The following is a 23,193-nucleotide window of genomic DNA, read 5'->3' on the forward strand; positions in this document are numbered from 1 at the left end:
GTCCCCCGCTGCTTCATACGGGCCGTCGCCTGGACCCAGTAGTGACACCTGTCCCCGCCGACGTGGCCGATGGGCGCCGGTGTGACGGTTGTCCCTGCCCCACGTGCTCCGATACCCGCAGGATGCGACGCGTACGACGAGGGGGCGAGGCGGGATGTCCGTGCACCGTGGCTGCAGTGGTCCGATCCTCATCGCAGGAGCGGACCGCAGCGGCACCAGCCTGATGTACGCCATGTTGGCCTCGCACCCGGACATCTCGATGGTGCGTCGAACCAACCTGTGGCGGTGGTTCCACGGTCGCTACGGCAGCCTGGCGGACGCGTCCAACCTGGATCGGTGCCTGGACGAGTTGCTGCGCTATCCACGTGTCGCCCGGCTGGTGCAGGACCCAGCGGGACTGGTCCGTGAGTTCCGGCACGGCGAGCCCACCTACGGCCGGTTGTTCGATCTCCTGCACCAGCAGCACGCGCGCGCCACGGGCCGTCCCCGTTGGGGGGACAAGTCGCTGCACACGGAGTTGTTCGTGCCCACCATCCTGGCGGAGCTGCCGCACGCCCGGGTGGTGCAGATGGTGCGCGATCCCCGGGACCGCTACGCCTCGGTGGTGAAGCGCTACGACGACCAGTCCAAGGGCGTGGCCTCGGTGATGGGCAGGTGGCTGCGTTCGACGGCCGCCATCACCCGCAACCAGCGCCTCTTCCCCGCCCACGTGCTGACCGTCCGGTACGAGGACCTCGCGCGCGCTCCCGAGGCGACCATGCAACAGGTGTGCGACTTCCTCGAGGCGGCGTACACACCGCGACTGCTGGCGATGGGCGACGCGCCCGATCACGGGGCCGGTGGCAACAGCTCGTTCGAGCGGTTCGCACCCGGGGTGGTGTCCACCCGCTCCATCGGACGCTTCCGCGAGGTGCTCGACCCCCGCGACCTCGCCTTCATCCAGGCGGTCGCCGGTCGCCGCATGCGTGAGCTGGACTACGCTCCGGAACCCGTGCCGTGGTCGCCGCCCGCCGCACGGACGAGCTACCTGCTCACGCAGTGGCCGGTGCAGGGCGCACGGCTGGCGGGTTGGCTGGCCAGCACCCGGTTCACCGAGCGACGCCGGTCGGTCCCCGCGGAGCGGCTCGCGCCGGCACGCGCCTGAGATCCCGGGGAGGATTCGGGCTCGTGCGCCGACGGTTCCGGCGTCGGGGCGCCGCGTTCCCCGGCCCCCCGCGCGACGTCAGAGCCGGTCCCAGACGGCCCGTGCGGCCACCCGCTGTACCTCCTTCAGCGGACGGTCGGCGTCCACGACCACGACGTTCCGCCCGCGCCACGGCACCCGGTCGATCTCCTCGGCACGTCGCCGCACGAAGTCACGGTCCTGCTCTGGCCGCCGTTTCAGGGCCACGTCCGGCGACGCGCGCAGCACCAGCAGCAGGTCCGGTGGCGGCATGCGCCGGTAGTAGCGGGCCTCGGCCCGAGCCAGCCAGCGGGCCAGCGGCCGCCGCTGGAGGTCGGGGATCCGTGCGATCCGCGGTCCGTCCATGGTCCGCAGCATCGGCAGCGGGTGGCGGTCGCAGACCACCACCTCGCCGGCGGCGACGGCGCGGTGCAGCCGGCGTCGTTCGCGGGCCCGGTCGCGAGCCGTCAGGACGTGCCACACGAGCGTGCCGTGGCCGGGGAAGGCGCTCGACGGCGTGTCGGGGGTGGTGACGGGCGGCGCACCGCCATCCACCAGCCGCACCATCCGCCGACCGACCCTGGTCAGCAGCGAGCGGGGAGGCTTGCCCAGGTGCCCCGTCCGGGTCACGAGCACGCCCCCCAACGCGGTCGCGAGCGTCCCCACGGTGGTGGATTTGCCGGCACCGTCACCGCCGAGGACGGCGACCATCAGGCCACCCGCCGCCGGCCGTCGTCGCGGATCACCACCCGGCAGCCGCCCGCGGATCGGCCGCCAGGCCCGCTTGCCGACGCGCAGCAGCAGGTCCTGGTGCAGCGGCCGGCGGGCGTAGCCCGCCAACGCGCGCAGCAGCCGTCGCCCGGCGCGTGCCCGGGTCAGCCGGTCGGCGTCGGGCGCCAGCGCGTGTCGCAGCGAGCGCAGCAGCGCCGGCGAGAGCTCCGGCAGGTGGGTCGCGCGCAGACGTTCCACCTCGGCAGGGTCGACGTCGGCCTCCAACTGGGCGAGTTCGCGACGCTCCGACGCGGTCGGCCGTCCCTGCCGGACCAGCTGGGAGCTCACGGCGCAGTGTTTGAGTCCCATCCGCACCAGCAGCACGAGGTACTCGAACTCGGGGCTCGGCAGCGGCAGCACGCCGTCGTGCCGGCACGAGTCGAGGTAGGCCGCGACCAGCGGCAGATCGACGTTCTTGGTCATGTCGTCGCCGACGACCAGGCGGAAGTGGGCCTGTGCGTGCACCACCCGACCCGTCGCGTCATCGAGTCCGAACAGGTCGACGATGCCGGGAACGTGCCGGCCGGGCGGCGGACTCGCGGCGCGGAATCCCAGGCCGTGCAGCACGGCGAGGAAGCGGCCGGCGTCCTCCGGGGCGACCAGCAGGTCGAGGTCGTTGTCGCCGCTGAGGGAGCGCGCGATGGCCTCGTTGCTCTTCCAGTGGCAGTACCGGACGCCGGCGTCCCGCAGGCCGGCGGCCAGCTCGGCGACGAGGGCCAAGGCCTGGTGCTCGACGTCAGTGGGTGCCGGGACCGGCTCGAGCGGTCGAACCACCGACATGTTCAGCGCTCCTCCCCCACCCTCGCGGGCGGTGTCGACGCGGGTACCGATCGGTCATCGGCAGGTGGTGCCACGCGGTCGTAGAGGGCGCGGTAGCGGCCGACCACCGTGGCCGTGGAGAACCGCTGTGCCACGGTGCGGCGACCCGCCTCGCCGAGCCGGTGGCGCAGCTCGTGGTCCTCCAGCAGCCGCGCCAGCGCCTCGCCCAGCACCGGCGCGCTCGTCGCGTCGACGACCAGGCCGTCGTGCTCGTCCGAGACCACGACGCGGTTGCCCGGCAGGTCCGAGACCACCGCCGGCAGTCCCACCGACAGCGCCTCCAACAAGGCGTTGGACAGCCCCTCGGCCCGCGACGGCAGCACGAACACGTCCGACCGGGCGAAGGCCGCCAACACGTCGTCGGTCGGGCCGCAGAACCGCACGACCTCCTCGAGTCCGAGGCTGGTGGCCAGCTCGCGCAGCCGGTCCTCCTCCGGCCCCTGCCCGAGCAGGTCGACCGTGAAGGCCGGGACCAGCGTCTGCTCACGCAGCCACGCCACTGCGCGCAGCAGGTCGTCGAGCCCCTTGTTGGCGTGCAGGCGGCCGGCGTACACGACCCGCAACCGACCGCGGCGGTCCGCGTGCCTTGCGGGGGCGAGATCGACGCCGTTGGGAATGTCGACGATGCGCGCCGGGTCGACGCCCGCCGCCACCAGCTCGTCGCGGATGCGTGGGTTGAGGGCGATGAACGCGTCGGCGCGCAGCGCCAGCGGCACGAGCAGGCGCGAGCCGGCCAGCTGGTCGCCGCGCCGCATCCGCGTCAGGTCGCTGCCGCGGCCGCTGTTGGCGAGCTTCACCACGACGGGCACGCCCAGCAGGTGGCCGGCGAGCACCGCGGCCGCGGTGTGGTAGCTCAGCCCGTGCACGTGCACGACGCGACACCGGTCGCGGCGGCGCCACAGGGCGGCCAGCAGCGTCAGCATGTAGAGGTAGCCGGAGAAGCGTCGCAGCCCGCGGACACCGCCGAGGTCCCAGAGCGTCTGGTGGCGGGTGACCTCGACGCCGTCGAGGACCTCGTGGGCGGCCGTGCCGCGGAACCACCGACCGGTGAGGAGCTCGACCGGCACCCCGGCGGCAACCATGCCGCGCGCGAGCTTGTGGGCCTGGCGCTCCATGCCACCGACCCACGGGTGGAAGAGCCGCACGACCATGACGACCGTGTCTCGACCGGCCGCCGAGCCCCCCGCCTGCGGCGTCATCGCCATGGGTCCACCCCCCGTCGCGCCACCCGGTCCGCCTCCAGCAGCCGACGTCGGGCGGTCTCCAGCCGCTGACGCCCGCCCCAACGCCGATGGTTGTGCCAGGACCGGACCGCACCGCACAGGCGGTAGTGCCGCCACAGGTCGGGGAGCGCCGCCCAGGCCTCGTCGTCCAGCGGGCGCAGCTCCTGGTAGCCAGCCAGGAAGGCACGCCCGGACCGCACCGACGATCGTGAGAGCACGGCGGCCAGGTCCACGAGCAGCAGGTCGCGGCGGGCGAGCTCGAGGTCGTGCATGGTGACGTGACCGTCGGAGGCGAATGTCACGTTGTGCAACCCGTAGTCGCCGTGGATGACGCCGCGGTCCAGGGGGAGCTGCCGCAGCCGCTGGTCGAGGTGCACGAGATCGGCCGCCAGCCGGCCGCCGCGGGCGGCGAGCCAGCGCTCGGCGTCCTCGTCGCGGCGCCCGACTCCGGTCCGCACCAGCCAGTCGAGCGTCTGCAGACAGGCCCGCAACCCGCCCGGGGTGACCCGCTCGAGCTCGTCGCCGAGGTGGTGGCGGCCCGCCGGACGGAAGCCCGCCAATTCGAGGTGGAACCGGGCCAGCAGCCGACCGGCGGTTCGGTGCAGGTCGGCGGCGACGCCGGGCGAGAGCAGGCAGCCGCTGTAGCTGCGCCCGTCGACGAAGGCGCTCACGCCGTAGCGGGCACCGTCCACCTCGACCCAGCTGTCGCCGGACCGCGTGCGCAGCACCGCGGGAACGGGCACACCCCGGCGCCGCGCCTCGTCCGCGATCGCGTGCTCGTGGCGGACCTCCTCCGAGGCCAGGCGTGCGGGGTAGCGCCTGACGACGACACGGCCACGGGCGGTGTCCACGAGCACCGTGTCGTTGCGACGGCCCAGCGGCAGGGTCGCCGCCTGACCGGTCGGTGCCAGCGCATGGGGCTGTAGCACGGCTCGGGTGGTCGCCTCGTCCAGCGGAACCGGCCGCCGGCCGACCGTCACCGACCGGGCCAGCCGCCCCGGCTTCGGAACGGCCCAGCGCACCGGAGCGGCGGGTGCCACGGAAGCGCTCACGACGCGACCTCCGCCCGGGCCGAGGTCGCCGCCGGCAGGTGCGACGCCACGGCGAACTCCAGGGTCGCGGCGACCGTGCGCGGGTCCACGCCGTCGTTGTCGATCTCGACCAGCCGCCACCCGCGCTGACGTGCCACGTCCACCGCCAGCGACGCGGCCCGGTGCGCGTTGACGACGAACTGCTCGAGTTCGTCGCCGTCGGCTGCTCGCAGCCGGGACCAGACGCCACGGGCACGGATCCTGGCGGTGCAGGTCTCGACTGGCGTGCGCACGGCGACGAGCAGGTCCGGGACCGGCACCGTCGCGAGGTAGTCCTCGACGTCACGACGTGCGGGTACCTCGACGCCGGAGGCGAACAGCTGCACGACCCGGTGGACGTACCCCTCGTCGAGCACCAGCACCTCCCCCGGACGACCGTGCCGGCGGAAGTGCGCGGTCGCGGCATGCACGCGACGCAGCCAGTGCAGGACCCGTCGCGTGCCCGCGTCGGCGGCCGCTGGCCGCCCGAGCTGCGAGCGCACCGCCCGCCAGGCCAGCGGCCAGGTCGAGGGGATCGCGGCCGCGCCCGCCAGCTCCGACTGCAGCCGGTACAGCGCCCAGGCGAGCTGGCGGCTGCGCCGTCCGCTGCCCCCCGCATGCAAGCGCCGCCCGAGACGGGTCCGGGCCGCCAGCGGACGGGCCGCCTCGACCACCGTGAACGGCGTGAGGCCGGCCTGCCGCAGGGCCGCCGCCACGACGGGCAACAGCGTGGTCTTGCCGCCCCCGGGCGGGCCGACGAACTCGACCACCAGCGGTCGGTCGTGTGGGTCCAGGCGCCGGCCGCTCATCGCTCGAAGCCGTAGCCGGCGAGGAAGTCCACGTCCGCGATGGTCGCGGCGACGGCCTCGCGCGCCTCGGCCGGCCACTCGATGCGGTCGCGGTCGCGCACCGGCTCGGGTCGCAGGAGGGCCGCACAGGCGGTCAGCACGTCGGGGTGGAGCGGGAGGCCGAGGAAGGCGAACACGCCGGACAGTTCGCGTCGCGGGTCGGCGACCAGCCGCTCGTAGCGGACCGTGTGCAGGTCGCCGGGCGGGATCCGGCCGCGCAGGTCCAGCAGCCGGTGGCACTGGGCCCGGTGGTCGGCGACGGCGGCCGCCAGGGGCCGGCCGCTGCGCCGCACCATGGCCGAAATCGGCTCGTGGGGATTGCGCACGACGTGCACGAAGGCGACGCGCACGGGGGCCAGCGCGGCCCGCAGGCCGGTCAACGCCTGCGGGTCGTCGCCGAGCACTCGCGTGGTCGGCCCGCCGCGGCTGTCCCCGACGACCTGCAGGCGGGCGTGACGCCCCTGCCACTGGCCCTCCACCGCGAGCGAGTACGGCTCGAGGCGCCGGGCGGTGACGCGGCCGTTGCCGGCCTCGCGGCGCGCGCCCCGGACCAGCAGGTGGAACACCTCGTCGCGCGTGAGCCCGGCGGCCACCTGCGCCGCGACGTCGATCTCGTCGGCGATGGCGGCGGCCGGGTGGGCGTCGATCATCGCGCCGAGGAGGGAGCCGCCGCTCTTGACGTGACCGAGGAACAGGCAGCAGGTGTGCAGGTCCGTGAAGCGAGCGGGTTCGCGGCGTGCCTCCGCCCGGGCGGCCGCGTGCCGTCGCTGGGTGAGCGCCCACCGACCGGCCGACGTGCCGACGAGCCAGCGGCCCGGACGCGACTTGACCAGCCGCCGGGGGGCGAGGCGGACGGGGCGGCCCGGGGCGCTCACGAGGGGCCCGCGCGCAGCAGGGGTGCCAGCGTCGGCAGCGGCGATCGGGCCACGGCCCGGGCCAGGCGGGCACGATCGACGAGCGTCGCGATCAGCGCCAGGCTGACCCACCAGACGCCGAGCCCGAACGCGACCCGCATGTTCGCGAAGTTGGAGATGATCACGTGGCCGGCGATCACGAGCCACAGGCTCACGGCCAGGCGCCAGTCGGGGCTGCCCGCCCGCCAGATGCCGTAGCGGTGGGACTGGACCAGGAGCCACACCGCGGGCACCACGTAGAGCAGGAAGCCCGGCAGCCCCTGTTCGGCCAGGAGCGTGAGATAGAAGTTGTGCGAGGCGTGGTCCTTGTCGGGCACGTAGAGGCGGTCGATCGGGCGCTGGAACTGGTGGTCGAAGTCGTCGAAGCGCCCGTAACCCCACCCCGTCATCGGTTTGGCCTCGAACATGCCCAGCGACGCCATCACCACCGGCAGCCGGCTGAGTGCCGACTGCTCCGAGGCGCTCGAATAGAACCGGTCCGAGACGTCGGCGGCATCGACGACCAGCACGTCGGTCTGCAGCAGCCCGATCACGGCGACGACCGCCACCGTCATCGCGACCAGCGCCGCCCGCAGATGCAGCCGGGCGACGCCGGCGAGCATCACGATCGTCGCCAACCACGCCGCGCGCGACAGCGTCAGGAAGGCCATGGCGCAGGCCACCACGAGCACCACCGACGGGAGCACGCGCCGACCGAGCCAGCCGCCCGCCCGCCCGGCGAGATGGAGACACAGCACCGCGGCGAAGAGCAGCGAGATCGCATAGACGTTGGGATGGCGCAGGGACCCGGTCGTCCGGCTCCCGGCACGGTTGAGCCAGTGGCTCGGCAGCACCTCGGGCGCCACCCAGGAGAGGATCCCGATGGCGGCCTGGCTGAGCACCAGGACGACCAGGACCAGGTACCAGGAGCGCAGGTCCTGGTCGCTTGGACGTGACAGGCGGATCACGACGTAGAGCAGCATCGGCACGACGATGCGGTCGTAGAGCAGGTAGATGTCGGCGAGCGGCTCCGGTGACGTGTAGAGCACGGAGACGACCGACGCGACGACGTAGCCGGCCATGCACAGCTCGGGCAGGCCGAGCCGTGGCAGCCGGTCCACGGCCTGCGCCAGGACGGCGCGCATCAGGATCGCCCCGACCGCCGCCAGCGGCAGGAAGCGGTGCACGAGCCAGAAGACACGGCGACCGCCCCCGCCGCCGTCGACGACCATGACCAGCGGTGCCACCAGCAGCCACACCACGATGGCCGAGAACGGCCGCTGGTACATCAGCAACCCGATCGGGACGATCAGGGCGGCCGCCGCGGCGAGCTGGTAGTTGCCGGCCGTGACCAGCGCCGCCACCGCCGCCGCCGACAGCAGGCCGCCACCGACGAGCGCGACCAGCCCCAGCCGCGTGGGGACGCCCAGGGGCGAGCCCCCCGGCGGCGAGGCTCCCGGCGGCGCGGTCTCCTCCACGGCGCTCATCGTGCGCCGGCCTCGGGCAGCAGCCGGTAGGCGGGCAGCTTCTGGCCGGTGCGCCCGACGTAGGCCGCACGGGCACGCCAGGCCAGCAGCGCGCCGGTGTTGACGGGCCGGTCGGCGACGGAGAAGCGCAGCCGGTCATGCGGCGTCAACCGCAACGGCTCGGGCAGATACCCCATCCGCGCCATCGGCGCCGCGGCGACGCGGTCGATGAACGCGATCTGGCGGGGGCTCAGCACCTCGCGATACCTGCCGATGGAGTCGGCCGAGATCACCCCGACCGTCCGCGGCCCGTACGAGCTGTTGCCGCCGTCGTCGCGGAAGCGGCTCGCGCCCGCCATGCCGAGCATGCCGTCGCGGTAGGGCTCGCCGATGAAGTCGCAGATCTCGCGCAGCGTCCGCTCGGGGGCCTGCACCAGCGTCTCGTACCGGACGATGCGGTACTGCGCCGGGTAGCGCCGCTGGTGTCGCTCGCCGAGCGCCACCGACGCGAGCCACGCCGCGGTCCCGGCACCGACGTCGCCGCGGCGGGACTTCCAGCGCACCAGCACCGAGGCGTAGCGGTCGCGCGGGTCGCGGATCATGTGCAGGATCCGGGCTCCGCGATAGGCGGCCATGATCGGATCGGCGAACCGCTCGGTGTCCAGCGACTTGTCGCCCCAGCGCGGCTTGCCCAGTCGATCGGCCACCTGCTGCTCGACGAGCCAGAACAGCCGGGCGTAGGTCGCCTCGCCGCGCAGGAAGTCGCTGCGCAGACGCTCGCCGTCGACGTCCAGCACCGCGATGCGGCGGTAGCGCAGCAGCATCGTCAGACAGCGCTCGAGGTTGGCCGGGTCGGCGAGATCGCCGTACTGCCCGTAGAAGTAGCGCCAGAGGTTGGTGCGCCGGGTCATCGCCAGGTTCGGGTGGGAGGCCAGCAGCGCGTACAGCAGGCTGGTGCCGCTGCGTTCCTGCCCGGCGACGAACACGGGGCCCGGCTGCATCTCACACCTCCTGCTGCGAGCGCGGGTAACCGAGGGTGTCCAGATACCGCGCCGCGAACAACGTGACGAGTCGTGCTTCTGCGGACCCGGTGGCGGGCCCCGCCTCCGGCTTTCGCAGCCCTCCGTCGGCGCCCACTGCCAGCATCGCGGGCGCGAACGGCGCGTCCAGGAAGGCGCAGACACGGCGCAGCGTCGTCTCCCGGTCGTCACGCAGCGCCTCGAACCGCACGACCAGGTAGCGGCCCTCGAAGCGGCGCACGTTGTCGATGGCCGCCTGCGCCGAGCGCAACCAGCGGGCCGTGGTCCGGCCCACCGCGCCGAGCCGACGTCGGCCACGACCGGCCACGACGCGGCAGTGGGACACCGGGTCCCGCACGAGGTGGACGATGCGGGCGTCGGGCAGCTGCTCGAACAGGCGCGGGGCCGCCACGTCGGCCATGCCGAACTGCTCGCCCCAGCGGCGCCTGCCGTTCGACCGCGCGTGCTGGTCGTGGACGGCGCGAAGCACCGTCGCGTACGACGCGCCGTCGGTGGCGACGGCGCGCCGAAGACCCGCCGGGTCGGGGCGCAGGCGCGCGACGGCGTCGTCGGCCAGCAGGGCGGCCAGGAGCCGCTCGAGGTTCCCCGGATCGGTGAGGTCACCGAACCGGCCGTCGAAGCGTTCCCACAGCCGGGTGCCCCGCACCATCACGAAGTCGGGATGCGCGGACAGCATCAGCCGCAACGGGGTCTTGCCGGTGTCGGCGAGGCCGGCCAGGAACACGGGTCCACTCACGGCGCCGCCACCCGGTCCGCCGGGGCACCGCCGGTCACCGCCGCGGGCAACGGTTCGTCGACGAGCATCCGGTTGCCCGGCCGCCGTGGCACGACCCGCGGGAAGCGCTGCTGGAGCTCCTCGACCAACCGCCAGGCCGCCAGTCGTGCCAGCTGGTCGGGTTGGTCGACCAGCGCGAACCGCAGCCGCTCCGCCGGCGTCCATCCGAGGGCGTCGGCCTCGTAGCCGTACGCCTGCATGAGGGCACCGGCATGACGCTGGATGAAGGCGAGCTCGGCCTCCGGAACCCGACCGCGGTACCGGCCCAGCTGCGTGGTGGAGAACAGGCTCGCCTGCGGGTCACCGCCACCGGCGACCATCTTGGCCACCAACGTCGGCGCCTCGCCCATCTCCAGCATGGCCGGCAGGTAACGCAGGCCGAGGAAGTCGCACACCTCGCGGACCGTCGCCTCCGGTTCCCGCACCAGGTCCTCGAAGCGCACGACGAGGTAGCGGCCCGGGTGGTCGGCCACGTGGCGGCGCGCCAGGCTGGTCGAGTAGCGCCAGCGTGCGACCGCGCCTCCGGCCCGTCCGCGCCCGTCGGGCCAGCGCGACAGCGAGGCCTCGTAGCGGTCCCGCGGGTCCCGCAACAGGTGCACGATGCGCAGGTCCGGGTAGGCGGCGAACAGTTCGTGGGCGTAACGCTCGACGAGGCCGGTCTGGGCACCCCACCGCGGCTTGCCCCGTCGCTGTGCGTAGTGGATGAGGAACAGCGCGAACAGCCGGGCGTAGCTGGGCTCGCCGGCCCGGAACTCGCGCCGGATCCGATCGGGGTCCGGCTCGAGGTAGCGCACGTGCTTGTAGCGCAGCATCGCGGCCAGGCAACGCTCGAAGTTGGCAGGCCGGGCCAGGTCGCCGTAGCGCCGGTGGAAGTAGGTCCACATGTTGGATCCCACTCCCGGGATGGCGAGATCCGGGTGCGATGACAGGATCGCGCTCATGGTGGTCTTGCCCGAGCGGTCCAGTCCTGCGACGTAGACCGGGCCGGCCGACCGCCCGGCGGCGTCGCTCATCGTCCCGCCACGGTGGTGGGCAGCCGACGGGGCACGGCGCCGTTGGGGGTGCTGCCGTCATGGCCGGCGGGCTTCGGTTCGGTGATCTCACGCAGGAAGCCGTCGAGGTCGCTCGGCAGGGGCGGCGCGGCGCGGTCCGGTCGTCCGACGATCGTGCGGCACGGGATCGGACGCTCGCCGGCTGCGCCCGGCAGACGCAGGCTCGCCAGCCATGCCGACCCGGCCCGTTCGGGAGCGAGGACCACGAACCGGCCGCCTCCGACGTGCGCGACGACGTCGGTCTCCTCGAGTTGCCGCCGCAGCATCGCGGCGGTGCGCGCCAACTGCTTGTCGGCGACCAGCCACGCCAGCCAGGCACCCGGTCCGCGCCGACGGCGAGGGACGGCGTCCACGACCGCGACGCTCACGAGGCCACCGTGGCGGTGGATCCTGGCCAGCTCCTGTCGCAGGCGGATCAGCAGGTAGTCGCCGGTGTGCGCCCCCGTGAGCGGATCGACGATGTCCATGCGGCGCGCCCCGACCAGCGGGAAGGCGATGCCGCTCACGAGCAGCAGCCCCAGGCCCAGCAGTCCACCGAGGAACGCGCTCAGCATCACGGTCAGACGCACCCGCGGGCCGACCGGCGCGGTGGGCAGCGTCGGCGGATCGAGTTCGACCAGGCCGAAGGCATTCTGCAGGTCGTCGATGTAGGCCACCGTCTCCGCAGCCACGGCCTCACCGAACGCCTGCGCGAGTTCGGGATCCTGCGCCGTGGTCCGGATCTCCACGATGTTCGTGCCAGTGACGACCTGACCGGTCGCGTCGAGCCCCTTGGGCTTGCCGTTCCCGAGATCGAGTCGCTCGAGCGCCCGGTCGGTCACGACCCGGCTGCCCACGACGTTGGCGTACGTCGTGTTGATCTCGACGCCACGGAGCAGCGTGTCCATGGCACGGACGAGCTGTTCGGCGTTGCCCTCGACCGGGCGAACGACGAAGCTGCTGACCGACTCGTAGGTCTCGGGCAGCGCGCGGACCTGGTTGTAGGCCATCAGGACCGTCGGGACCAGGCCGACCAGCAGCAGCCACCACCGGTTGCGCAAGAGCCGCAACGTGTACTGGACGCTCAGGTTGGACCCACCCGTCGGCATGGCAGCCGGCGGGACCGTCCAGGACACCGTGGGCAGCGTGCCCCGGTCGGTCGAGCCGTTCGTGTTCGTCATCCGACGTTGACCACCTCGTTACGCGCCGGGGACGGTCCCCGGTCGGGTGTGACGTTCTCGACGGCCGGGGCGGCCGCCGTTCCGACCGGGACGCTCGCGCCGCCGTTGGCCAGGGAGCGCTGCGCCGCCTCGATCGTCTCCACGACGACCAGCCCGTTGCTCGCGTCGGTACGCGGACGTGCCCCGCGCGCGACGCAGTCGGCGAAGTGGAGGCACTCCAGCCGCAACGGCTCCTCGAACCGGATGTGCGGGATCACGACGTTGCCGTAGTGGTAGGCGAACTGGAACTCGCCGAAGGTGTCGGTCCTGCGGATCGAGTCGACCCGCTTGTCGTAGATACGCAGCTTCTCCAGCGGCTCGACGTCGTCGTAGACCGCCATCTTCTGACTGCCGATGACGGTCGTACGCCGCGTCTTGGACGGATCGAGCCAGCTCAGCCGGACGTGGTACAGGACGTTGCCGGGGAACGTCAGCGTGAGGTAGGCGACGTCCTCGACGGTCTCGTTGAGGCAGGCGGCCCCGCGTGCCGCCACCGCGACCGGTGCCGCACCGAGCAGGAACGACGCGATGGAGATGTCGTGCGGCGCCAGGTCCCAGATGACGTTGAGGCGCGGATGGAACAGCCCCAGCCCGGCACGTACGGCATCGATGTAGAGCACGTCCCCGAGCTCGCCGTGCACGACGAGGTCGCGCAGGGCGTGCACGGCGGGGTTGTAGAGGAACGTGTGGCCGACCATGAGGATGCGCTCGTTGCGCTCGGCGACGGCGATCAGCTCTCGTGCCTCGGCGCTGCGGGTGACCAGCGGCTTTTCCACGAGCACGTGCAGGCCGTGCTCGAGGCAGTCCCTGACGATGTCGTAGTGCGTCTCGGGCGGGGTGCTCACCACCACGGCGTCCAACCCGAGCCCGAACAGATCCCGGTAGTCGTTGGTCAGCGTCCCGATCTGCGGGTAGCGCTCCCGGACGTGGGCGAGTCGCCCGCCGTCGAGATCCGCGACGCCCAGAACACGCGTGTTCGGGATCTCGATGAAGTTGCGGATCAGGTTGGGGCCCCAGTAGCCACAGCCGATCGCGCCGATCCTGGTCCTGGACATCCTTGGTTCCTTCAGCCGGCGCCGCGCGCGGAGAAGGCTGCAGGCAGCGTCCGCGCGAGGATCCTGAGGTCGAGCCACAGCGAACGCCGGGCGATGTACTCGAGGTCGAGACGGACCATCTCCTCGAAGCTGGTCTCGCAGCGACCGTTCACCTGCCACCAGCCGGTCAGACCCGGTGCCGAGGCGAGCCGCTCGAAGTGCCACTCCTCGTACAGGTCCGCCTCGTAGGGCAACGGTGGCCGCGGGCCGACCAGGCTCATGTCCCCGCGCAGCACGTTGAGGATCTGCGGCAGTTCGTCGAGGCTGAACCGTCGTAGCAACCGGCCGAAGCGGGTCACGCGCGGGTCACCGACCAGCTTGTAGGAGTCGCCCTTGCCGCCGGACGGACGCAGGGCCGCCATGGCGGCCTCGTCACCGGCGAGGTAGGCCGCCATGTAGCGCCGATGCAGTTCCTCGTCGCAGGCGGTGTGCATCGTGCGGAACTTGACGATCGTGAAGGTGCGGACCTGCCAGGTCCACCCCCCGCCGGTGCGGACACGGCGGGCGCCGAGCCGCTCCTGACGGAAGAGTGCGGGTCCGGTGCTCTCCAACCGGACGCCCAGGGCGATGGCCAACAGCAGCGGCGCGAGCACCACCAGGAGCACGAGGCTCACCAGGACGTCGAACGACCGCTTCACGGCGAAGTAGGCGTCTGAGGTCACCGACCGACACGTGAGCGACCGCTCCGTGTGCGTCGGCACCGCAGGCATCACCTCCATGGTTCCCCCTTTCCGGCGGCACTCGGCACCAAGTGCCCCGGCGCTCTCCCCCCGAGGCCGGCCGATGTCCCGGGTAGAGAAAACCTGTCCCTACGGTTACGGCGTAGTGACACATGCCCCGACCTGAGATGGCCTCTCTCTCAACCTGTTGATCCGCCACGCCGCCCGCGATGGGACACCTGCCTCTGGGGCGCCAAGCCGCCATCTCGTTCGCTGCCCCGGGGCAGACATCCCGACGCTGCCTGTCGAGGTGGAGGTACGCGTTGGCCGCGAGTGCCGAACCGCACGTGCTCCACGCGGCGAAGGGCATCGGCTACCTCACCGCGGGCGGCGGCGTCGGGCAGGTGGTCCGGTTCGTCACCGCGATCCTGTTGGCGCGCGCACTCGGCGCCGACGGCCTGGGTCAGTACATGCTGGCCCTGACGGTGGCCGGGCTGTGCTCGTCGCTGGCGGCGCTCGGGCTGGACGACGCGATGGTGCGCTACCTCGCGATCCAGGCCCGTGAGGGCAACCGTTCCGCCGTCGCCGGCACGCTGCAGATCGGCGTCGGCATCTCCACGCTGGTCGGCACGATCACGGGCGTCGGGCTGTTCGTGGCGGCCGGGGCCGTCGCGGACCGGGTCTTCGACGCCCCCGAGCTGGTGCCGGTGCTGCGCGCATTCGGCGTCATCGTCCCGTTCATGACCCTGAGCAACGCCTTACTCGGTGTCGCACGCGGCAGCAAGCGCATGGACGTCGCGGCGCTGGCGGAAGAGGTCGTGCAGTCGTTGGTCCGTCTGGCCCTGATCCTGCCGCTGCTGTTCCTGGGGCTGGAGCCCGTGGCCGCGGCGGTGGTGTTCGGCGTCGGTGACGTGGCGTCGAGTCTCACCATGGTCGCCCTGCTGAGGCGTCAGCTGCCGCTCCGGGCCGCCTTCGGGCGTGGGGTCCGCCGGGACGTCCGCGGCCTGGTCGGATTCGCCGGTCCATTGTGGCTCGCGGGCGCACTGCGCAAGTTTCGCCAGAACATCGAGACCCTGCTGCTGGGCTCGCTGACCGCGGTGGCCTCGGTCGGCATCTTCTCCGTGGCCGCGAAGGTCAACCTCGTCGGCCACACCGTCTACTCGGCCATCATCACGTCGGTGAAGCCGCACCTGGCGGAGCTGCACGGCAGCAGGGACCGCGAGGGGCTGCGGCACCTGTACCGCACGACCACCCGCTGGGCACTGCTGTTCGGGCTGCCGTTCTGCCTCGTCACGGTGCTGTACGCGGAACCGATCCTGGCCGTGTTCGGCGACTCCTTCACCGCGGGGACCACGGCCCTGGTCGTGCTGGCCGCCGGCGAGCTGGTCAACGCCGCCACCGGTGTCTGTGGTTCGGTGCTCGACATGGCCCGCCGCACCGGCGCCAAGCTGGTCAACGCCGTGCTGTGGCTGGTGCTGATCCTCGGCGCCAACCTGCTGCTCATCCCGCGTTGGGGGGTGCTGGGCGCGGCCGTCGCCTCCGTGCTGGCGAGCTCGCTGATCAACGTGCTGCGGATCGTGCAGGTCTGGGTGCTGGAGCGCGTGCATCCCTACGACCGCACGTTCCTGAAGCCGGCGGCGGCCGGCGTCGGTGCGTTCGCGTTCGGCGCTGCCGTCGCCCGGGTCTGGTCGCCGGCCGACCACCCGCTCGTCCTGGCCGTGCAGGCCGGTCTGGTGGTGGCGGTGTACGCGCTGCTGGTCGTGCTGCTTCGTCCCGAAGCCGAGGACGCGATGGTCGCCGGCCGGGTCTGGGGTCGTGTCCGCCGGCTGCCGGGACAACTCGGACGCTCGCTGCGTCCGGCGCGTGCCGCGGAGCGGGTGTGAGTCACCGCGGCCGCAGCTTCGCCCGCGCCGGGAGGCGGGTGCGCAAGGACCAGGCCAGCATCCCGGCACCGTGACGGGGGACCTCGGCCAGCGCGAACCGCAACCCACGCACGCGGTCCTGGCCCTTCTCGCCAGTTGGATAGCCGAGCCGGTCAGCCCATGGCCGGGTCGCGAGCTCCAGGAAGGCGACCTCGCTGGGCTCGAGGTCACGCCGGAACCGGCCGACGGAGCGGTCGTGCAGCGGACCCGGCCCGGCGGCGTCGGCCTCTGCCGCAGCCAGCGTGGTGGCCGCGGTCGAGGCCGGTTCGCCGAGGAAGGTCACGACCTCGTGCAGCACGCTCGCTGGGTCGCGGACCAGCCGCTCGTAGTGGACGACGAGGTACCGCTCCGGGTACCGGATCGCGTTGTGGACCGCTCGGCGGGCCGAGTCGCGCCACATCGCCGCGCCGGCGCCCAGCCCGCCGCGGCCGAGCCCCCGGTGGTACTTCTGGGACGCGAACCGGTCCCGCGGGTCGCGGAGCACCTGGACCATGCGCGCCTCGGGATAGGCGCCCAGGATCTGGTCCGCGTGGCGCTCGTTGCCGAGGGACTTGTCACCCCACCGGGCACGATCGAGCCGGGCCGCCCGCTGCTCCTGCAGCATGGCGAACAGCCGCACGTAGCTGGCTTCGTCGCCGGCCAGATCGCGGTCGAGCCGCTGGCGGTCCGGTGTCAGCAGCCGGAGCCGCCGGTCCGCGGCGATTTCGTCCAGGAGCCGGTCGAGGTTCGGGCGGTGGCGTAGGTCCCCGTACCGGCCCACGACCCGGGTCCAGTAGTCGGTGCGGCGCGTGAGGGCGAACGACGGGTGGTGTTCCAGCAGTTCGCCGAGCAGCCCGATCCCGCTGCGGTCGGCACCGGCGAGGAAGACCGGACCGCGGCCGGGCGGCGGAGTGCCGGCTGCCGGCCTTGGCTCCGCGGTGGTGTCGTCCGTGGTGCTCACGCCCACGGCGTTCGCGGGAGATTTCCGCTGGGCAGCAGGCCCCGCGCACGCAGGGCCGCGAGGACGGCCTCTGCACCGACATCGGGCGCGGTCCGCGAGGTGTCGATCCGGACGTCCGGTGCGTCCGGCGGCTCGTAGGCCAGACCCCGCTTCGCGCCGACGAAGCGGGCGACGCGCTGGCGCAGCTCGCGGGCGCGGCGACGGAGCGGCACCCGGCGACCACGCGCTGCCCGGCGGGCGGCGGCCACCTCGGCAGGCACGTCGACGTGGACCTCCACGAACCGGTCGGCACCGACGACCTCGCGTGCCCGCTCGCGCACCTCACGCCGGGCACTGACGGTGACGCAGATCGCGATGCCGCCGTGCCGCGCGATCTCGCCGGCGACGAAGGCCTTGCGCAACAGCTTGCCCTCGCTGCTCCGTTCACCCGGCGCCTTGGCCAACAGCGGCACGACGTCGAGCACGCTCACCGTCCGGCCGAGTACTTCGAGGCGCGGCACCAGCGCGGCCGTGAGCGTCGACTTGCCGGCACCGCTGGGACCCGTCAGCCAGATGCAGGCACCGGCGCGGGACGGCGCGGTGTGGTCGTGCGCGGCAGTCGCCGCCGTTTCCTCGCCCGCCGCTGGCTGGCCGGCTGCCACCGTCTGCTCCATCGCCGCCTCCTACGGTGTCGCCGGCCGCAGCGCGACCACCTGGCCGACGCTGACGGCCGTGGGACCGCTGGGGACGCTGGCGGTCCGGGTGCCCGTGGCACCGGCCGACGGCCGCACCTCGTCCGCGATCGAGAGGGCGAGCTTGTCGTTCCCGGAGGACTGCAGCACCTCGGCCTGCTCGATCATGCCCTCGGGCTGATCGATGGTGGTGCTGTTGCGGAAGCCGAAGAACGCGATCAGCAGCCGGTCCCCACCGGTCGTCGTGACCGACGGGGTCGCGATCGAACGGGACGCGGCGTTGGCCTGTCCACCCGCGACGTCGACCGGCTGGGCCGCGTCGACACCGCGGTAGGCGACGACGACCACGGTGGCGCTGGTGCGTGTCGACAGCGTCCAGGTGTACGACGCCGCTTCGTTGCTGGCGGCCACCCGCGAGAAGACCGCCTGACGCATGTTCGTGCCGTTGGCGTCGTTGCGCACGAGGTTCCAGCCGGAGGGGGCCGTGATGTTGGCGTTCCCGTAGACCGTCACGGCCGCGACCAGGACGTCACCCGCGGCGACCCCGCTCGGCCGCTGCACGGCGGCGGAGGTGAGGTTGCGCCCCGCGGCAGTGGACGCGCCGCGGAAGCCGATGGCACGGCGACTGCTCGCGGTCGCGGGTGCCGATTCGAGCCCGTCGGCGTTCAGCGCCGTCACGCGGTAGTGCGACGTGCTGCCGATCGGCGCCGTCTCGTCCCGGTAGGTCGTCGACGTCTGCGGGTTCGTCGTCAGGCGCGTGTAGGGGCCGCTGGCGCTGGAGGCACGGTAGACGTGGTACCCGGTCACGCCCGAGCCACCGGTGTTCCAACCGAGGTCCACGCCGATCGAGGTGCTGGTGGCCGTCAGGGCGGTGGGGGCCGGCGGTGGCTGCGCCGGCGCGGTGACCGTCCACGTGAACGTGTCGGTGGCCGTGGCGTTGCTGGTGTCCCGCACCGTGACGGTCACGGCGTGGGTGCCGGCCGAGCCGGCCGCGAGCGTGCCCGAGATCGCGCCGGTGGCGCTGTTGATCGAGATGCCGCCGGGCAGACCGGTGGCGCTGTAGGTCAGGTCGTCACCGTCGCGGTCGGTGGCGCCGGAGGCGATCGAGACCGTGGCTCCCTCGGCGTCGCTGCGGTCGGGCAGATCCTGGCCGAACACCGGCGGGGAATTGACGACCGTGACCGTGGCCGAGGTCACGGCCGGACTTGTCGACGTGCCGTCCGAGGCCGTGACACGCACCGCGAGCGTGTCACCCTTGTCACCGTTGCCCGCAACACCCAGATCCAGCGTCCGCGACGTCGCCCCGCTCAGCGCCGTGCCGTTCCTGAGCCACTGGTAGGAGTAGGTCAGCGAACCCGACCCGCCCGACGCGGTCACCTCCGCGGTCAGCGTGCCGTCGGTCCGCGGCGACGTCGGCGTCACCGTGACCGCGTCCACGACCGGCGGGCCGGGGACGGGGCCACCGCCACCGCCCGTGGTGACCGTCCACCGGAAGGTGTCGGTGACCGCGGCAGGGTCCGACGGCGGGGCGGTGTCCGCGATCCGGAAGGTCACCAGCGACCCGACCGCGAAGTTCGCGGAGGTGTCCCACGACTCCGAGGTCTGGAACTGTCCGGTGCTGGACACCACCCGGTCGGCCACGCTGTGCCGGCGAGCCGTGCTCCGCGCCGCGAAGCCCTCCGTCCACTGGTTCGCGAAGGTGCGCGTGCCGTTCAGGCCGACCCCCGCGACCAGGAGCTGGTCGGCGTGCCGCGTGGTCGCGGTCGTGCCGGTGGACACGCTGGTACCGGACCCGGACTGGCTCACCACCCGGTCGAGCACCTCGGACTGCACGCCGTGCAGCCCTTCGTACTCGAGGATGGACAGACCCATGAACGTCTCCGTGCCGGAGACCGAGTACGTCACCGTGGCCGGCTCGTTGGCGCCGGCGACCTTGTAGAAGATCACCGACCGGCCGGCGTCGACCGCTCGGCTCCAGCCGCTCGGGACCGTCGAGGTGCGGCTGGCGCTGTGGGCGCCGAACGCCACGAGCAGGTTGCCCTGCCTGGGCTGCTGGTCGAACGCCAGCGAGTAGGACGTGCTGTTGTTCTGGTCGCCGGCCTTGCTCTGCACGAGTCGGACGCCCGTGCCCGGGCTCGGCGGCCCGGAGGTGCCACCGTCGGTCACGCTCACGGTCACGTCGTACGGGCTCGACGCCGCCGCGCCGGCCGCGATCGTGCCCGACAGACGGCCGGTGCTGGTGTCGATCGACACGCCAGCCGGCAGACCGGCCGCGCTGTAGGTCAGCGTGTCACCGTCCGCATCCGACGCCCCCGCGACGATGGACACACTCGCCCCTTCGGTATCACTGCGGTTGGGCAGATCCTGGCCGAACACCGGCGGCGAGTTGACGATGGTCACCTGAGAGGAGGTGCGCTGATCCTCGGCCTGGCCGTCGGAGACGGTCACGCGCACGGAGATCGCGTCGCCGCGGTCACCGTTGCCCGACTTGGACAGGTCGAGCCGATCGCCGGTCTCGCCCGGCAGCGCCACGCCGTTCTTGCGCCACTGGTACTCGTAGGTCAGCGGGTCACCGTCCGCATCGCTGGCCTGCACGCTGACGGTCAGGGTGTCGTCGGTTCGCGGCGCCGACTGGTCGATGGTCACCGAGGACAGCACGGGGCCGGTGTTGCCCGTCGCCCCCAGCGTGATCTCGAAGAGCTTGCCGTCGTTCTCGTTCGGGTCGGCGCCGTTGTCGACGGCCCGGTCGACGATCCAGTAGTTCATCCGGCCGGCGGCGTTGGTCGCGGGCGCCATGGTCAGGCCGGACAGGAAGGTCAGGTCCGCGATCCGCGAGGCGTCGATGATCCGCACGAGGTCGCCGGTCTTCGTGACCTCGTAGATCCGGCGTTGGCGCCGGTCACCCACCAGCAGCGTGTTGCGCGACGGGTCGGATCCGAGGCCTTCCACGTCCAGCGCGCCGTGACGACCGACATCGAAGTGCGTGACGATGTCGTCGCCGTCGAAGAACACCCCGTTGACCGGGTTCACGCGGTAGACGTTGGTGTTGATGCCGTCGAGGAAGAAGAGGTGCCCGGTGACCGGGTCGAACTCGGGGTCCTCGGTGTCGACGACGCCGATGGCCGCCGCGTTGAAGAACCGGACGACGTCGTCTGGGGTGCCGAAACGGCCGTCGTTGCCCGGACGGACGGAGAACACGCCCCGGGTCTGACTGGCGTCCGAGGAGACGAACAGCGTGTTGGTCGCGGCGTCGTAGCCGAGGCCGGTGGGCTCGTTGGTGAAGCCCAACGTGGTACCGGTGTCGGTCACGCCGCCGGTGCGGGTGGTGGTCCAGAGGTTCACGCCGTGGTAGCCGGCGCCGGTGACCTCGTTGACCTCGGAGTCGGCGACCATCAAACGGTCACTGCCCGGCAGGTACGTGACGCCGGAGGGGTCGGGGCTGGCCGGCGTCCACTTCGAGGTCTCGATCATGCGCACCAGTGAGGCGGTCTCCACCGGCACGTTCGCGGCCGATACTTCGGTGAGCGTGATCTCCGTCACGCCGCCGAGGACCGTCTGACTGCCGGCGTCCGCCACGAAGAGGTTGTACGTCTCGGGGTCGTCGGAGGCATCAGAACTGGGGGCGAACACCATCTCCTGCGGGCTCACGAGCGTGACGTCCGAGAGGTCGTAGCTCGCCTGCACCTGCCCGGACTCGTCGAGGGCGTCCAGGCGGTCGTCGTCAGGACGCAGCACGTAGAGCCGTCCGTCCTGGGGGTTGTACGCGAGCCCGGCGAGCGCGTCGCCTTCGAGCACCGGCAGGGGCGTGCGCTCGGGCGCCGCGGACGGGTCGTCGGCCGCGACCCGCACCAGGCTCGCGTCGCCGGCATCGAGGAGCAGCAGGTCGCCGCCCTCGTCGACGGTGGCGCCGGCGGCCCGGCGCAGCCCGAGCTCCGCGAGACGGTCGCTCGTCACCGTCGGGCGGGCGCGACGTAGCTGCGCCGCGTGCACCTGGACCAGCTCGCCGTCGGCGACGGCCACGAGGTTGCCGTCGTCCGGGTCGGTGGCCATCGTCGCCGGGTCCACGCCCGGCAGGGACGTGGTCCCGAGCAGATCCTCCCCCGGTGACAGCCGGATCACGACGGTCTGCTCCTCGGCGGGCCCGGCGACCAGAACCCCTTCCTCAGGTGCCACGGCGATGCCGTGCGGCCGCGGGATGCCGAACTCCGAGGTGTAGGTCGTGCGCACGTGTCGTGCCTTCTGCGGGCCCTCCTGTGCGAGCGCCACCGACGATGGCGCGACCATGGCGGCCAGCAACGCAGCCGTCACCGCGACCGTGACAGGCATCCGCCCCCGGCGTCGTCGAAACGGTCGGGCGGTGTGGTCGTGATGCGACATCCGCGTCATCCCCAGGCTCGTCTCCACCGGTTCGCGCGCGCACGCGAACCCGCAGCCCCGACGCTCTCACCACACCTCGCGGCGCGGCGCCCCCACAGGCGGACGTCGCTGCTGTGCCCGCGACGATCCGCGTCAACCCGACACCCGCACAGGGAGCACTGTCCTGCTCCCGACATTTGGGGTGCCGCCGCCTCACACGTCGGCTCCGAGCGGACCCGGATCGCGAACTCCCAGCGAACGCTCCGCGATCGGCCGGTTTCGAGCGGTTCGCTCTGCGCCGAAGGACGCAGATTCAGCACGTCCGCCGACGTGGTCGCCTCCCCGGGCGCGGCGGAGAATCGCGCGAGGCGTGAACAGTCACGCGTTGGTCGAGGCGGCTGCCTCGATCCCTCCGGGACAAGGGGGCACTTTCCATGCGCACGTCATCGCGGCTCCGGCCGCTCTACCTGGGCGTCGTCGCCGGTCTGCTGGCCGCGATGCTCGCCAGCACCGCCGCCTTCGCCAGCCCGCCTCATGAAGGCAATTCGGGCGGCAACTGCGACGCGCCGTCGGAGACCGGTGCCAAGGTCGACTTCTCCGGTGTTGCCGGTGAGGCCTACGAGGAGATCGTCTCGGTCGCCGACACGAACGGCGATTCTTACGACGTCCGTGTCGTCATCCAGGGCACGAACGTCCAGTTCTACGACGCCGAGACCGGCTACCCGATCACGGTCGAGTTCTGCGTCAAGGCCAGCAACTCGAACAGCGGGACCGAGACCGGCACCGAGTACGACGTCGACTTCGAGAACAGCGGCGGCCAGTTCCCCGCGATCAGCAACGTCGTCGTGTACCTGATCCTCGAGCGCATCCCGCCGGAGGGATACCTCGGCGAGTGGTGCTCACCCGGTTACTGGCGCCAGACTCACCACCTCGGCTCGTGGGAAGCAACGGGCATCGCTCCGTCGGAGACGTACGGCAGCTACTTCGGGGCGATCTCGCTCTCGCCGAAGGCCGTCCGTGACGGGGCGAAGACCGACCCGACGCTGTGGGAGGTGCTCCAGAGCCCGCAGTGGTACGGCGGCGAGGCGTTCAACAACGTCGGCGACCTGTTGAGCGAGGTGCACCCGGACGTCGACTTCCTGGGTGAGCGCGTCGAGGACAGCTGCCCGCTCGGCCGGAATCCTGGCACGACCTGAGGGTTCGACATGCGTGGGGCCCGGCGATCGCCGGGCC

The 23,193-nt window shown here is 72.5% G+C and carries 18 protein-coding genes; 3 read left to right on the forward strand and 15 right to left on the reverse strand.

From position 1 onward, the window contains the following. Positions 1 to 154 precede the first annotated feature (154 nt). Complete coding sequence (locus ACERM0_RS19840) at positions 155 to 1,144, forward strand: sulfotransferase (protein WP_373680368.1); 990 nt, start codon at positions 155 to 157, stop codon at positions 1,142 to 1,144. 78 nt (positions 1,145 to 1,222) lie between these two features. Here ACERM0_RS19840 and ACERM0_RS19845 read toward each other — a convergent pair whose 3' ends face one another. The 12 genes from ACERM0_RS19845 to ACERM0_RS19900 are packed head-to-tail and all read right to left on the reverse strand — an operon-like array spanning position 1,223 to position 14,074. Further along, positions 1,223 to 2,713: a hypothetical protein gene (locus ACERM0_RS19845; RefSeq protein ID WP_373680369.1), complete on the reverse strand. Its 1,491-nt coding sequence runs from the start codon at positions 2,711 to 2,713 to the stop codon at positions 1,223 to 1,225. A 2-nt stretch (positions 2,714 to 2,715) separates the two neighbouring features. After that, a complete protein-coding gene (locus ACERM0_RS19850; protein WP_373680370.1) occupies positions 2,716 to 3,957 on the reverse strand; it encodes a glycosyltransferase family 4 protein in 1,242 nt (413 codons plus the stop codon). Then, the gene (locus tag ACERM0_RS19855) at positions 3,948 to 5,027 is read right to left on the reverse strand and encodes a phosphotransferase enzyme family protein (RefSeq protein ID WP_373680371.1); all 1,080 of its coding nucleotides are present in this window, start codon (positions 5,025 to 5,027) and stop codon (positions 3,948 to 3,950) included. Before ACERM0_RS19855 ends, ACERM0_RS19850 begins: the two co-directional genes overlap by 10 nt. After that, positions 5,024 to 5,854, reverse strand: coding sequence for a hypothetical protein (locus ACERM0_RS19860; protein ID WP_373680372.1), 831 nt, complete (start codon positions 5,852 to 5,854; stop codon positions 5,024 to 5,026). Before ACERM0_RS19860 ends, ACERM0_RS19855 begins: the two co-directional genes overlap by 4 nt. Continuing rightward, entirely contained in the window at positions 5,851 to 6,768 is a 918-nt protein-coding gene (locus ACERM0_RS19865) for a sulfotransferase (protein WP_373680373.1), read from the reverse strand. The genes ACERM0_RS19860 and ACERM0_RS19865 overlap by 4 nt, the downstream gene beginning before the upstream one ends. After that, a complete protein-coding gene (locus tag ACERM0_RS19870) occupies positions 6,765 to 8,273 on the reverse strand; it encodes an O-antigen ligase family protein (protein WP_373680374.1) in 1,509 nt (502 codons plus the stop codon). Before ACERM0_RS19870 ends, ACERM0_RS19865 begins: the two co-directional genes overlap by 4 nt. Further along, positions 8,270 to 9,253 carry a sulfotransferase gene (locus ACERM0_RS19875; protein ID WP_373680375.1) on the reverse strand — a complete coding sequence of 328 codons (984 nt, stop codon included), beginning with the start codon at positions 9,251 to 9,253 and terminating at the stop codon, positions 8,270 to 8,272. The genes ACERM0_RS19870 and ACERM0_RS19875 overlap by 4 nt, the downstream gene beginning before the upstream one ends. 1 nt (position 9,254) lies before the next feature. Next, positions 9,255 to 10,028: a sulfotransferase gene (locus ACERM0_RS19880; RefSeq protein WP_373680376.1), complete on the reverse strand. Its 774-nt coding sequence runs from the start codon at positions 10,026 to 10,028 to the stop codon at positions 9,255 to 9,257. After that, positions 10,025 to 11,080 (reverse strand): sulfotransferase, encoded by a 1,056-nt coding sequence (locus ACERM0_RS19885; RefSeq protein ID WP_373680377.1) that lies wholly within the window; start codon positions 11,078 to 11,080, stop codon positions 10,025 to 10,027. The genes ACERM0_RS19880 and ACERM0_RS19885 overlap by 4 nt, the downstream gene beginning before the upstream one ends. Further along, the gene (locus ACERM0_RS19890; protein WP_373680378.1) at positions 11,077 to 12,279 is read right to left on the reverse strand and encodes a hypothetical protein; all 1,203 of its coding nucleotides are present in this window, start codon (positions 12,277 to 12,279) and stop codon (positions 11,077 to 11,079) included. The genes ACERM0_RS19885 and ACERM0_RS19890 overlap by 4 nt, the downstream gene beginning before the upstream one ends. Further along, complete coding sequence (locus tag ACERM0_RS19895) at positions 12,276 to 13,373, reverse strand: Gfo/Idh/MocA family protein (RefSeq protein ID WP_373680379.1); 1,098 nt, start codon at positions 13,371 to 13,373, stop codon at positions 12,276 to 12,278. Before ACERM0_RS19895 ends, ACERM0_RS19890 begins: the two co-directional genes overlap by 4 nt. An 11-nt stretch (positions 13,374 to 13,384) precedes the next feature. Continuing rightward, positions 13,385 to 14,074 (reverse strand): sugar transferase, encoded by a 690-nt coding sequence (locus ACERM0_RS19900; RefSeq protein WP_373680380.1) that lies wholly within the window; start codon positions 14,072 to 14,074, stop codon positions 13,385 to 13,387. Between the two features lie 320 nt (positions 14,075 to 14,394). On the opposite strand from ACERM0_RS19900, the gene ACERM0_RS19905 reads away from it, so the two are divergent. Next, the gene (locus ACERM0_RS19905; protein WP_373680381.1) at positions 14,395 to 15,954 is read left to right on the forward strand and encodes a flippase; all 1,560 of its coding nucleotides are present in this window, start codon (positions 14,395 to 14,397) and stop codon (positions 15,952 to 15,954) included. Between the two features lies 1 nt (position 15,955). Here ACERM0_RS19905 and ACERM0_RS19910 read toward each other — a convergent pair whose 3' ends face one another. From ACERM0_RS19910 to ACERM0_RS19920, 3 genes are read right to left on the reverse strand one after another with little or no spacing between them, the layout of a single operon-like run. Then, a complete protein-coding gene (locus tag ACERM0_RS19910; RefSeq protein WP_373680382.1) occupies positions 15,956 to 16,933 on the reverse strand; it encodes a sulfotransferase in 978 nt (325 codons plus the stop codon). Next, positions 16,930 to 17,586 (reverse strand): adenylyl-sulfate kinase, encoded by a 657-nt coding sequence (locus ACERM0_RS19915; protein WP_373680383.1) that lies wholly within the window; start codon positions 17,584 to 17,586, stop codon positions 16,930 to 16,932. Before ACERM0_RS19915 ends, ACERM0_RS19910 begins: the two co-directional genes overlap by 4 nt. Positions 17,587 to 17,595: 9 nt before the next feature. Then, entirely contained in the window at positions 17,596 to 21,930 is a 4,335-nt protein-coding gene (locus tag ACERM0_RS19920) for a putative Ig domain-containing protein (protein ID WP_373680384.1), read from the reverse strand. Between the two features lie 464 nt (positions 21,931 to 22,394). On the opposite strand from ACERM0_RS19920, the gene ACERM0_RS19925 reads away from it, so the two are divergent. Next, a complete protein-coding gene (locus ACERM0_RS19925) occupies positions 22,395 to 23,156 on the forward strand; it encodes a hypothetical protein (protein WP_373680385.1) in 762 nt (253 codons plus the stop codon). The last annotated feature ends 37 nt before the right edge of the window (positions 23,157 to 23,193 follow it).

Source organism: Egicoccus sp. AB-alg2, from assembly GCF_041821065.1.
GTDB lineage: Bacteria > Actinomycetota > Nitriliruptoria > Nitriliruptorales > Nitriliruptoraceae > Egicoccus.